Below are 11,950 nucleotides of genomic sequence, written 5' to 3'. Positions count from 1 at the left end.
AGGGCAACCTTCTCGCTTGTTTTTGTTTGTTTTAGACGACACCTAAATGAATTAAGTCAGCAACAGCATCATGGACGTGGCGAACGACTTTTTGTGCATGTGACTGAATCACGGCTGGTGCGTCCTGCATGGCATAACTATAGCCTGTAAGTGACAACATATGTCGATCATTAAAACTATCGCCGATAGAAACAGTGTGATCCATATGTGAATGGGTCTTTTTAATAAGTGCCTGTAAAGCGTGGCTTTTATCAGCTCCCTTTGGGACAATATCTAGACATTGTTGCGCTGAAAGAAAAGTAGACACGTCATCAGGGAATGTTTGATTAATCTCTGTTTCTAATGCTAATAACGCCTCTGTATCTCCAAGCAACATGAACTTTGATGTGGCAAAATCGTTATGTAGCGCATGTTTTAATTCCGGTTCAAAAATAAGCGGTGTCTTAAATAAAGCTTGTAGTGTCTCAATCATGGAGATATCTTTGGCGTAGTGGATATCATCAAAGTTAGAGATTAGACAAGGGAAATCATAATGATAAAGAAAATCAAAGAGCTGTATGCTTATATTACTTGAGAATGTATGAGCATATATTTCTTGATTATCTTTTGAAAAAGCGAACGTGCCATTTTGACTGATGCGATGGCCGGTTATTTCCAACTCTTCAAACACGGCTTTTACTTCACGGTCAGAACGCCCTGTTGCGATCGTAATATCAATGCCTTGATTATATAAATGTTGCAAGGCTTGTTTATCTTCTTTAGTGATATATCGGTTCTGCTGTAACAACGTGCCATCTAAATCGGTTGCAAACATAGTAATCATAAATCTTATCCTCTCTATTTTAAAAAATGGGCGAATCATAGGCTGTTTAGTACACGGTATGGTTATAGACTTGAATCAGTTACGTCTAGTATAGCTGAAGAAGTTCGAAAAAGAAAAGCAAAAGCCCGCGTGAGCTTTTGCTTTATGAAGGTTAGTCCGCTTGATGCGGTCAAGTAAGAGAACATGGCAGCTATTCTTCAATCAGTAACTTATCTTGCAATTTCTCTTCAGAAAAGACCCAGCCCGTATACGAGCTAAGGATATCAAGATTATTGGAGATATTGACGACCGCCACGAATGGATAATGATCTTTCGCCCGGTAACGCAAATCGATAAATCGAACCTCAGTATAGTGATCGTATTCTGTGATTTCATGTCTGTAGACGGAAGAAAATGATAAAAAGGCGGCGACGTTTTTATCTGTTTTTGCTGTCGCAATTAACCGATTGTTCGGTAGTGGCACACGGTCAAATTTATGCACGATTTGAATCGTCCCGTCTATAGACCGTGCCACATAAAAACTGTTTTCAGTCGTAATGGCTAACCGCCAAATGCTCTGTTTAATTGTTGGCGAGGCGTAAACACCTTCAACATCGCCGAAATACAAGGTTAATTTTTTGACCATTGCTTTTTTCTCTAAATAACGTTTGATATAATAGAAAATCAGTAAAAAATATATCGTTAAGAAGACAATGGTTGGATTTAATCCAAGCCCCCACAATACAAAACCAATAATGTGAGCAACAAAAATAACAGGATCAAATGTATTAATAAAACCTAACGCAATCCATCGATTCGAAAACGGTCGTAATGCCTGCGTCCCGTATGCATTAAAGATATCGACAAAAACGTGAATGACAACAGCGAGTGCCGTCCACCGGTATAGTGTGCCATAATCTAGGTTAGGAACAGCGATGTAAATTAAAAATGAAATAAACCACCCCCAAAATAAAACGAGAGGAATAGAATGTGTGATACCACGGTGGTGTCTTAAATAAACCGCATTACTTTTTAATTTTAAAACCGTATCAAAATCAGGTGCGTGTGAGCCAACAATTGTGCCAACTAAGACGGCACCAAATAAGACAGGATTTTCAGAAATGGCTGGGTCAGCTGTTGCAATCCCACCAAGTGCAATTCCCATTGTAATATGTGTTGCCGTATCCATATGACTCACTCCTTTAAACTTACATGAAAATAGACTATAGTTATTAGTAGCCATTTTTCTATGAGATTAAACCTGATACGGTATGATTTGATGAGAAAATACAAATGATAGACAGAGATGATAAGGAGAAAGTTATGAATAAACAACAGAAAGAAACAAAGAAAGACGAGCGTTACCTTGAGCAAATCACTCGCATAGATGCGGTGGATTTTTTACTGTTCCGTCAACAATTAATCGATTGGTATCAAACAATCAAACGAGACTTACCGTGGCGAAAAGATCAAGATCCTTATAAAGTGTGGGTCTCAGAAATTATGTTGCAGCAAACACAAGTCGAGACAGTCATTCCTTATTTTAATCGTTTTATCGAACAGTTCCCTACACCAACGGTACTCGCAGAAGCGGATGAGGATCAAGTATTAAAAGCATGGGAAGGTCTTGGGTATTACTCGCGGGCTAGAAATTTGCATGCAGCGGTTAAAGAAGTAGCAGCAACTTATGAAGGTAAAGTGCCAACAGATAAAGAACAGTTACAATCGCTTAAAGGTATTGGCCCTTATACTTTAGGCGCTATTATGAGTATTGCATACGATGAGCCGGAACCAGCAGTCGATGGCAATGTGATGCGCGTATTATCACGAGTATTTATTATCCAGCATGATATTAAAAAAGTAGTAACACGCAAAATATTTGAAGCGTTGGTCAGACAATTAATTGATCCTGATCGCGCGTCTGACTTTAATCAAGGGCTGATGGAACTCGGTGCACTTATTTGTAAGCCAACACAACCGAAATGTCATGAGTGTCCACTTCAATCGGTTTGTCTAGCTCATAAAGAAGGCATCGAAACGACGCTACCTGTTAAATCGAAAGCCAAAAAACAACGGAAAGAGCATTTTTATGTTCCGGTCATTGAATCGGTGGATGGTCATATATTAATTGAAAAACGACCGAGTGAAGGTTTGCTTGCTAATTTGTATCAATTCCCAATGATTGATCAGTCAGAAACAGACCGAGAACTTCTTGCTGATTACGTGTCTGCTTATTATCAAACGACGCTTGATAATCCATCCGCATTACTACCAGTGAAACATGTGTTTAGTCATATCATTTGGTCATTAGAACCAGTCGTACTAAAAACAGACACACTGTTTCCGGTTGAAAGCCATCAACAGTGGGTAAAGAGAAGTCAGCTTAGCCAGTTTGCTTTTCCTGTGCCTCATCAAAAAATTTTGCAACAGCTTTAAAGGCAGTCAGTTTGATCATTTTCTTGATAGCGGTATTATAATGGTGGATATTGTTAAGGTTAAAAACTTCCGAACTGGTTAGATTATCAGGTAGGGAGGTGAGTGATGATGACAAATAAAAAAAATGCTCGCACAAACCAAGAAGAAAAAAGTAAGCAATGGGAAAAGCGTCAGAAAGAAAGTCTCGGTATGTTTGATACGGAATTTGCGAATGAATTTAACGTAAAACATGCAGAGGCGAAAAGTGAAACACGTCGTAACAATGAACGTGAGAAAAAACAAGGAAAGTGCTAATTAGACGGGGCTCATGACGAGCTCCTTACATAAGCATCATCACGACGTCATCAACACTTTTATCATTTAGATCATTAAAAGAGGCAGCTATCTAGAAATTTCAAACCTTATGATTTCAATTTTACCTCAAAATCGTTATAATAAGAGAGATAAATGAGATTATAAATAAGAAAGGAAGATAGGATGCCTGGCCCTAAAATCGGTCGACCAGTTAAAATTAAAAGCTATAAACATAATGGGCAGCTCCATCGAACCTGGCAAGAAACAACTGTATTAAAAGCAACGAGTACGAAAATAATTGGTGCGAATGATCGTACCCGTGTAGTTGAGAGTAACGGGCGCTCGTGGTTAACCCGTGAACCAGCTATTTGTTTTTTTTACACAAAACATTGGTTTAATGTGATTAGTATGCTTCGTTCAGATGGAATTCATTATTACTGCAACATTAGCTCACCCTTCGTCTTTGAGAATCAAGCCATCAAATATATTGATTATGATCTTGATGTGAAAGTCTTTCCGGATATGACTTATACGCTCTTAGATGAAGATGAGTATGAACTACATGGAAAGGAAATGAATTATCCGGGGGTAATGGATAAGATTTTATGGGATAGTGTGGATGAATTAACACGTATGATTAGGCAGCGTAAAGGACCGTTTTCTCATGAAACAATTGAACAACTATATGAACTCTTTTTAACGTACAGATAAAAAAACGCGAAGCTAATGAAGAGCTTCGCGTTTTTTTATGATTCTCGTCGAGATTTTCTTAGCTTGAATGCTTATCTTCTAAGTCACGGTACTTAGGAATAATATCTAACTTCTCATCACCGTGGAACTGATCGTAACTATTCAATAACTTTTGTAAGTGCGTGAGATCTTGATGGTAGTTCATTAACATTGATGCGAGTGGTAAGAAAATTAAGTAATCCATTTCATTCTTTTGATAGAGATCAAGTAATTGATCGACGACATCTGGAATATTAGATTCATTTAAGTGCTGATATTCCTTATTTTTCCCGCGTTTAATTTTCCGCATAAAGCCAAGCATAATATGCTCATGCGCGTGTATCACTATATCGATTTCATGAATAAGTCGACGTTGAAGTTCTTCTGGCATTAATTTCGCTCGATTATCGACCTTTTGAATAGAGCGTAACACACGGAAACTCCTGTGGGTTGTTTTTATTAATTGGCGAAATACAACGAGCTTACGCGCACGAACAGGATGTTTTTTCTTTCTAAGAACGCGTTCTTCTGAGAATAAAGCATACAATTCATCCATCCGGCGTAATTCTTTTTCAATACGTGTCATCTCTTTTTTTAATGACGGATCGTCAGATAAATGACGCGTCGTTATTCTTAACCACTTAAGAATTTCAGTTGTAATTTGATTAATTTGCTGAAACAAAGTCGTTTCATAACGAGGTGGTATAAATAATAAGTTAACTAAAAAGGCAGAGAAAATACCGAGCATAAGTGAAGAGAAACGCATCAAACCAAATAAATAAATGGGCATCGTGGTTGTTTCCATAACAGAGATAACCGCAATCAAAGCGATGGAGACAGCGCTCTTCTCGATTTTCAAAAAGCGACATAAACTAATGACAAACATAACGGATAAACCAACAATCATCGGATTGTTTCCTAATAGATAAGCAAAAGTGATCGATGTTGTTACACCAATAAAGTTCGCTTGAAGTTGCTTGAGTGTGGTGATATAGGACTGATAAATAGACGGTTGAATAGCAAAGACCGCTGCAAATCCAGCAAATACGGTCGATGGAAATCCGATAAGCGCAGCCGCGTATAGAGCGATTGCGACAGCAAGTCCGGTTTTAAACATACGTGCTCCTAAACGCATGTGATGTGTTGCTCCCTTCTAAAGAAACGTTGTTAGTAGTATATTGCCGGTATTAACGTGGTATAAACAAAAAAGGACCCTTTCTATAGAGAAACTAGGTTTCTCCTCTGAAAAGGCCAAGAACTTTCATGCTTTGAAGGGAAGTCATACAAAATTGACAAAAATAAAGCATGAGTTGAAATATGAAATTTCATAGTAACTATAGCATATTCAGAATAAATAATCAATTCAAAAATTAATAAATATTCATAATATTGTATAATAAATAGAAATAGTAGTTGGTCTTAATTTTATTTCATTTGACTGAAAGCGTAATCAACCGCTTTCAATGTTTGATCGATTTCTTTATCGGTATGGGTGATTGTTAAGAACCAAGCTTCGTATTTTGATGGCGCTAAATTAATACCTTGTGCTAACATGAGGTGGAAGAATTCACCGAATTTTTTGGTATCAGTTGCTTCCGCATCTGCATAATTTCTGACAATATTATTCGTAAAATATACAGTTAAAGCACCTTTTAAGCGATTGACGGTCACATCGACATGATGTTTCTTGGCGTGTGCTAAAATGCCTTCTTCTAAGCGTCGGCCTAACCGATCCATCTCCTCATAAATCCCGTCTTCTTTAAGAACTTCTAAACAAGCGATACCCGCCCGCATGGATAGAGGGTTACCTGCCATTGTTCCTGCTTGATAAGCGGGTCCAAGTGGTGCGACTTGTTCCATAATATCTACACGTCCTCCGTAAGCGCCGATTGGTAAACCACCACCGATAACTTTCCCAAGTGCAGTTAAATCAGGCTCAATCTTATACAGTTGTTGGGCACTTCCGTACGTAAAGCGAAAAGCAGTAATAACCTCATCGTAAATGACGAGTGAACCATTGGCGTGTGTTAATTGATTAACCTCCTCTAAAAATCCAGGATCAGGCTCAACAATGCCGAAGTTCCCGACAATCGGTTCGACGAGCACGCAGGCAATCTCATTGCCCCAAACGTTAAGCGCTTGTTTGTAAGCTTCAATATCATTAAATGGTACGGTAATGACTTCGCTAGCCGTACCTTTTGTCACACCAGCAGAATCAGGGTTACCTAATGTAGACGGTCCAGACCCTGCTTGTACAAGGACGATATCACTGTGACCGTGGTAACAACCGGCGAACTTAATCACTTTTTCGCGCTGAGTATAGGCGCGAGCAACGCGAATCGTTGTCATGACGGCTTCTGTTCCAGAATTAACAAAGCGAACTTTTTCTAAAGAAGGAATGGCGTCTTTCAGCATTTTCGCAAAGGTATTTTCTAATTCTGTAGGTGTACCATAAAGCACTCCTTTAGCCGCTTGGTCTTGAATCGCTTCGGTGATATGTGGGTGGGCATGGCCAGTCACGATAGGTCCATAAGCAGCTAGATAATCAATATATACATTATCATCAACATCATAAAAGTACGGACCAGAGCCATACTTCATGTAGACCGGCGTTCCACCTCCGACGCCTTTATAAGCGCGAGAGGGTGAATTTACCCCGCCCACGATATGTTTTTGAGCTTCTTCGTGTAAAATTTCCGATTGTGTGTGTTTCATTTAAAAACCTCCAAGTTTTAAATCTCGTGTTCTATTATACATGAAAAGCCAGACCTTAGAGACGTGTGAGTCAATAATTTCTTTATCCATATTAAATGTTTAGTTTTTATACCAACGGGTATTGTAATTATTAATGGATCAAAATCATGTAATAAAGAATGAGGTGGTGGGATATGACAGAAGAGAGGATCAATCAGTATGTTCAATCACATGATGAAAAGTGGCAAACGGCTTTTTTGACTTTATATGAAACGATTAAGAGACATATACCAGAGGGGTTTAGAGAATCCATGCAGAATGGTATGCCATCATTTATCGTTTCGTTAGAGCAATATCCTGCGGGTTATTTGCATGATGCGAAAACGCCTTTACCGTTTATAAGTTTAGCCATTCAAAAACATCATATCGCTATTTACCACATGGGGATATATACTAATGACGCTTTACTTAAGTGGTTTGAAGAAACGTATCCATTGCATATGAAAACGAAACTCAATATGGGAAAGAGTTGTATTCGATTTACTAATCCACACACCATTCCGTTTGAATTAATCGCTGAGCTTGTGAGTAAAGTTTCGGTGGAAGAATGGATAAAGCAATATGACGCATCGGGAAAGAAATGACTTGTATCAATCGTTATCAGTAGATGATTAGTTGAAATACGTTAATTTCAGTTATTTATAATACTATATAGAAGGAGATGTTTTAAATGGCCGTAACTATTGGCAGTGAAGTACCTAAATTACCAATCATCACAAGTGAAGGTGAAGAAATATCGTTAAATGATTTTAAAGGAAAGAAATTGGTAGTATATTTCTATCCTAAAGATGAAACGCCGGGTTGTACGAGAGAGGCTTGTGAGTTTCGTGATTTACATGATGAATTTGAGAAACTTGGAACGGAAGTTATCGGAGTAAGTCCAGATTCGAAAGAAAGCCATGAAAAGTTTAAGAAAAACCATGAACTTGCGTTTACCTTAATTGTAGATGAAAAACATCATTTAGCTGATGAATTTGGTGTATGGGTATTAAAAGAGAAAGAAGATAAAACCTATCATGGAAATGAACGGTCAACGTTTATTATTGATGAAGATGGTATTATTAGAAAAGAATTCCGCGGGGTAACAGTACCAGGTCATGCGGCGGAAATTTTAGAAGAAATTAAAGGAATGTAACACCTTTACCGCTAGTTATTATGCTAGCGGTATACTTTTGATGTGACGCCAATCGTTGTGATCTATCCTTTCCTTAATCAGGCGTGAACGTTATAATTGTAAAGAGCGATCATTGATCGGCGGATGCTGTTCTAACGAATGAGAAATAGGGTAAGGTATCATGTGAGTTAGAAAAATGTAAAATAATAAAATGATAGAATAAAAAGTAAGGGTGAGAACGATGCAGGTGATTTCAACAACGCGGTTAACTGAAAACTTAGAACAAAAACTGGTGCATGATTATCCAAATGTTACTTTTCGCTTCTTTTCATCGATTGAAAAGGTCACGAATGTAAGTGAAGCAGAGGTATTGATTACCTATGGTGATGATGTAACAGAAGCGATATTAGAACAAGCTACAGCACTAAAATGGATTATGGTCATTTCTGCTGGGTTAGATGAGATGCCGTTAGCATGGATTGATGAACAAAACATTCGTGTAACGAATGCGCGAGGGATACATAAACATCCGATGAGTGAATATGCAATGGCGATGTTGCTTGGGCATTACCGAGAGATGTTTACTTTTTATGAGCAACAAAAACAACATAAGTGGAATCAAAGAGTAAAAACGAAAGAAATAAATAATCGCAAAATGACCATTGTAGGGGCGGGTGCGATTGGTGAAGAACTAGCACGCTTAGCCCAAGCGTTTGATATTGAAACGACGGCTGTGACAAAGTCTGGCGGTAAGCGCAATAACTTTAATCACAGTGTGACGTTAAATCAAATTGATGACGTGTTAGAGGATAGTGATTTTGTCGTGTCTATTCTGCCAAGCACACAAGAAACGCGTCCGTTTTATCTACCACATCACTTCACGTGTATGAAATCATCAGCAGTCTTCTTAAACATGGGTCGTGGTGATGTCGTAGAGGCAGATGTATTAATAAAGGCACTTGATGAAGGTGATATCAGTCATGCCATTTTAGATGTGGCACCACTTGAGCCGTTACCAGAAGGGCATCCATTTTGGGATCATGAAAAAATAACGCTCACGCCGCATATTTCTGGTAAGTCATCACAATACTTGCCGAGAGCGATTGCCATTTTTCAAGAGAACTTATCGCAGTATCTTGTTGACGGAACACTGACTATTAATCATATTGATTTAAAGAGGGGGTATTAATATGCGTATTTATACACGCTCAGGAGACTCAGGCGAAACGTCACTCGTGTCAGGTGAACGTGTGCAGAAAAATCATTTACGAGTCGAGGCTTATGGAACGGTAGATGAAGCCAATGCGGTGATTGGTTACGCTGTTTCAACCGTCGATCAAGGTTTGACATGGTCGTTATCTGACCGGAAGGTACTTTTAACTAGTATGGACGATGTTCAAACAATGTTGTTTCACGTTGGGTCTGAGTTATCGACTCCAACAGGTAAAACGGTCCCATGGCCGGTTACTCAACAAGCGGTTGATCGGTTAGAAAAGATTATTGATCGATTAGATAGAGAAGTGCCACCCTTAAAGCAATTTATCTTACCATCGGGTCATCCAACAGCCGCCGCCTTTCACCATGCTCGTACCATTGTTAGACGTGCGGAACGTCTAACTGTAGGGCTAAAGGAAGAAGTCAATCCGTTGGTTCTTGTATATTTGAATCGCTTAAGCGATTTATTGTTTGTGGCGGCAAGATTTGTCAATACGTTTAGTGCATATGATGAAAAAACGTTCCAATATATAACGGATGATAATGAAGCGGAAGAATAACATACATTTTCTTTATGAAATAGCTGGCGCGCCCAGCTATTTTTATTTGACAAGGTGGCTAGTTTCTTAGTAAACTAATTATAAAGATTACAATGTAATAATTGTAGTCAACCAATAACTAAGATTATCTGTAACTTATTCTCAGTTAGTGACATTAGTGTTGGAATAAAAGAAGGAGAGGTGGATGTCATATGCATGAACATCATGATCACGAACACGACCATACACATGATGAAATAAAAGAAGCGGTAGAACATTTAAAATCGTCAGGCGTTCGGATCACGCCTCAACGACATGCGGTACTTGAATATTTAATTGAAGCTGAAATTCATCCGACAGCAGATGATATTTATAAAGCACTTGAAGGAAAATTTCCTAATATGAGTGTGGCAACGGTCTATAATAATTTGCGAGTGTTTAAAGATATTGGTTTGGTAAAAGAATTAACATACGGTGATGCGTCAAGCCGATTTGATTACAATACAACCAAACACTATCATGTTATTTGTGAATCATGTGGGAAGATTGTTGACTTTCATTACCCAAGCCTAGATGAGGTGGAAGCTTTGGCTGAAACAGTGACTGGCTTTGAAGTGAGTCATCACCGCATGGAGATTTACGGCACATGTCCGGATTGTAAGGAAAAACATTAAGAAGCTAGGAATGAAAGTATTAAATAATGATACAATAAAGTCTCTTGCGATTCTGTGGGAGACTTTTCTTATTTTTAAAAAGATAGAGAAAAATATGAAGGAATTAACTGAAGTTATGTCGAATGATGTTTTAAGAAGCGGAATGTCTGAGAGGGGATAAGTTTATGTTTGGAGAATTGCGTAGTTTATATCAGGCTTATACAGGAGACGATGATACAGTAGGTGTGATTCAAGTCGATAAAACATCACGTCAAAGTCCTAATACGGATGGCTTTGATACGATTTTATTAGTTGTAAAGGAAGCGGACGAAAAAATCTGGTCAGTGAAACATTATCAAATAGAGGATGCAACGGTTGCACTTCACCTTGTGTCAAGTAAACGTTTAGAAGAATGGATTAAGTTTTCAACTTATAGACGAATGATTCAGTGGATTAGCAAGGGGAAGGTGTTATTTGATCGAAATGAATTTTTAAATGAACTGAAACAAGAATTGGATCGTTTTCCTGAAGAGTTACGATCGGTGAAACTGACGCAAGAATATGCGAAAGCCATTCGGATGTTTAAAGAAGCGGTTCAGTTGTATGATACCGATGAAGAACTCGATTGCTTTAATAAGGTGCTAAGAACATTACATAGTATTGGTAGGTTAAGTGTTGTTAAAGAAGGTTTTTATCCAGAGCTAACGGGTTGGCAACAAATTAAGCGACTGGACTCAGGTACGTATAAATTATATGAAGAGCTTGTATTAAGTCATGAGCCGATAAAACAACGAGTGGAATTAATGTTATTAGCGATCGATTTTACATTATCCAATAAAGTAACAGAGGCCTCCGAGCATTTGATAAGTATCATGGGTGACGATGCTTGGAAAGTAGATGACTTAAAAGAAACGGTAAGAGATTTTGATTATCATCTTGATCTTGCCATATTAATGGCGTACTTAATAGAGAAGAAAATGATTAAAGTCGAAGAAGTACAATCAAAAAATCCTCATGTTAAGCACCGATATTACCGTGTGAACGAGCAGGTGAGAGACAAGTGATGCGCTTGTCTTCTCATTCGTTTTAAAAAAATACAAATTATCCTTGACGGTAATGAGTAAGCCGTGCTATAGTTATAAACGTTGCTTCGGCAACAAGAAAAAATAATTGACACGATGAAAAATACTGTGTTATATTATAAAAGTTGCGCTCATCAAATAAAGCGAATGTAAAACAAAACTTTTTAAAAAAGTTGTTGACACAAACAAGCTAAACGTTATATAATATAGCTTGTCGCCGAAAGAACAGCGACTAACATTTGACCATTGAAAACTGAATAACACACACAGTAATGTTAAGAAATAAAGTAAGACAAGCTAGTGCTTGAAACCAGAGTAAAGTATTACTCATC

At 38.1% G+C, this 11,950-nt stretch carries 13 protein-coding genes; 9 read left to right on the top strand and 4 right to left on the bottom strand.

Translation table 11 applies throughout. The features are described from left to right. Positions 1-31: 31 nt before the first annotated feature. Together BM390_RS09150 and BM390_RS09145 are read right to left on the bottom strand one after the other, a co-directional pair. Complete coding sequence (locus tag BM390_RS09150) at positions 32-823, bottom strand: HAD family hydrolase (RefSeq protein WP_177220693.1); 792 nt, start codon at positions 821-823, stop codon at positions 32-34. Between the two features lie 190 nt (positions 824-1,013). Beyond that, complete coding sequence (locus tag BM390_RS09145; RefSeq protein WP_089854429.1) at positions 1,014-1,991, bottom strand: metal-dependent hydrolase; 978 nt, start codon at positions 1,989-1,991, stop codon at positions 1,014-1,016. 134 nt (positions 1,992-2,125) lie between these two features. Here BM390_RS09145 and mutY point away from each other — a divergent pair, with 134 nt between their 5' ends. The 3 genes from mutY (at position 2,126) to ntdP (ending at position 4,243) form a co-directional block, all read left to right on the top strand. Then, entirely contained in the window at positions 2,126-3,238 is a 1,113-nt protein-coding gene (gene mutY, locus BM390_RS09140) for an A/G-specific adenine glycosylase (RefSeq protein WP_089854426.1), read from the top strand. Positions 3,239-3,346: 108 nt separating this feature from the next. Then, complete coding sequence (locus tag BM390_RS09135; RefSeq protein WP_143103163.1) at positions 3,347-3,532, top strand: hypothetical protein; 186 nt, start codon at positions 3,347-3,349, stop codon at positions 3,530-3,532. A 183-nt stretch (positions 3,533-3,715) separates the two neighbouring features. Then, complete coding sequence (ntdP, locus tag BM390_RS09130) at positions 3,716-4,243, top strand: nucleoside tri-diphosphate phosphatase (RefSeq protein ID WP_062321149.1); 528 nt, start codon at positions 3,716-3,718, stop codon at positions 4,241-4,243. A 58-nt stretch (positions 4,244-4,301) separates the two neighbouring features. Here ntdP and BM390_RS09125 read toward each other — a convergent pair whose 3' ends face one another. Beyond that, the gene (locus BM390_RS09125; RefSeq protein ID WP_062321152.1) at positions 4,302-5,396 is read right to left on the bottom strand and encodes an FUSC family protein; all 1,095 of its coding nucleotides are present in this window, start codon (positions 5,394-5,396) and stop codon (positions 4,302-4,304) included. Positions 5,397-5,686: 290 nt separating this feature from the next. After that, positions 5,687-6,976 (bottom strand): glutamate-1-semialdehyde 2,1-aminomutase, encoded by a 1,290-nt coding sequence (locus BM390_RS09120; protein WP_062321153.1) that lies wholly within the window; start codon positions 6,974-6,976, stop codon positions 5,687-5,689. A 173-nt stretch (positions 6,977-7,149) separates the two neighbouring features. Between BM390_RS09120 and BM390_RS09115 the strand changes: the two genes are divergently transcribed. From BM390_RS09115 to BM390_RS09090, 6 genes are all read left to right on the top strand, one after another. Then, the gene (locus tag BM390_RS09115) at positions 7,150-7,599 is read left to right on the top strand and encodes a DUF1801 domain-containing protein (RefSeq protein WP_062321155.1); all 450 of its coding nucleotides are present in this window, start codon (positions 7,150-7,152) and stop codon (positions 7,597-7,599) included. An 86-nt stretch (positions 7,600-7,685) separates the two neighbouring features. Continuing rightward, positions 7,686-8,150, top strand: a complete 465-nt coding sequence (gene bcp, locus BM390_RS09110; protein ID WP_062321157.1) for a thioredoxin-dependent thiol peroxidase — start codon at positions 7,686-7,688, stop codon at positions 8,148-8,150. A 220-nt stretch (positions 8,151-8,370) separates the two neighbouring features. Next, a complete protein-coding gene (locus tag BM390_RS09105) occupies positions 8,371-9,318 on the top strand; it encodes a D-2-hydroxyacid dehydrogenase (RefSeq protein ID WP_062321159.1) in 948 nt (315 codons plus the stop codon). A gap of 1 nt (position 9,319) precedes the next feature. Next, a complete protein-coding gene (locus BM390_RS09100; RefSeq protein ID WP_062321161.1) occupies positions 9,320-9,904 on the top strand; it encodes a cob(I)yrinic acid a,c-diamide adenosyltransferase in 585 nt (194 codons plus the stop codon). Positions 9,905-10,095: 191 nt separating this feature from the next. Then, complete coding sequence (gene perR / locus BM390_RS09095; RefSeq protein WP_062321162.1) at positions 10,096-10,557, top strand: peroxide-responsive transcriptional repressor PerR; 462 nt, start codon at positions 10,096-10,098, stop codon at positions 10,555-10,557. Between the two features lie 164 nt (positions 10,558-10,721). Beyond that, complete coding sequence (locus BM390_RS09090) at positions 10,722-11,600, top strand: nucleotidyltransferase-like protein (RefSeq protein WP_089854421.1); 879 nt, start codon at positions 10,722-10,724, stop codon at positions 11,598-11,600. The last annotated feature ends 350 nt before the right edge of the window (positions 11,601-11,950 follow it).

This window comes from Halolactibacillus miurensis (assembly GCF_900116255.1).
GTDB lineage: Bacteria > Bacillota > Bacilli > Bacillales > Amphibacillaceae > Halolactibacillus > Halolactibacillus miurensis.
The sequence above is the reverse complement of the archived record's forward strand: the minus strand, read 5'-3'. Positions and strand labels throughout refer to the sequence as shown.

Coding starts and splice junctions, on each gene's coding strand:
- BM390_RS09150 (WP_177220693.1), bottom strand. CDS start 823: ATGATTACTATGTTTGCAACCGATTTAGATGGCACGTTGTTACAGCAG.
- BM390_RS09145 (WP_089854429.1), bottom strand. CDS start 1,991: ATGGATACGGCAACACATATTACAATGGGAATTGCACTTGGTGGGATT.
- mutY (WP_089854426.1), top strand. CDS start 2,126: ATGAATAAACAACAGAAAGAAACAAAGAAAGACGAGCGTTACCTTGAG.
- BM390_RS09135 (WP_143103163.1), top strand. CDS start 3,347: ATGACAAATAAAAAAAATGCTCGCACAAACCAAGAAGAAAAAAGTAAG.
- ntdP (WP_062321149.1), top strand. CDS start 3,716: ATGCCTGGCCCTAAAATCGGTCGACCAGTTAAAATTAAAAGCTATAAA.
- BM390_RS09125 (WP_062321152.1), bottom strand. CDS start 5,396: ATGCGTTTAGGAGCACGTATGTTTAAAACCGGACTTGCTGTCGCAATC.
- BM390_RS09120 (WP_062321153.1), bottom strand. CDS start 6,976: ATGAAACACACACAATCGGAAATTTTACACGAAGAAGCTCAAAAACAT.
- BM390_RS09115 (WP_062321155.1), top strand. CDS start 7,150: ATGACAGAAGAGAGGATCAATCAGTATGTTCAATCACATGATGAAAAG.
- bcp (WP_062321157.1), top strand. CDS start 7,686: ATGGCCGTAACTATTGGCAGTGAAGTACCTAAATTACCAATCATCACA.
- BM390_RS09105 (WP_062321159.1), top strand. CDS start 8,371: ATGCAGGTGATTTCAACAACGCGGTTAACTGAAAACTTAGAACAAAAA.
- BM390_RS09100 (WP_062321161.1), top strand. CDS start 9,320: ATGCGTATTTATACACGCTCAGGAGACTCAGGCGAAACGTCACTCGTG.
- perR (WP_062321162.1), top strand. CDS start 10,096: ATGCATGAACATCATGATCACGAACACGACCATACACATGATGAAATA.
- BM390_RS09090 (WP_089854421.1), top strand. CDS start 10,722: ATGTTTGGAGAATTGCGTAGTTTATATCAGGCTTATACAGGAGACGAT.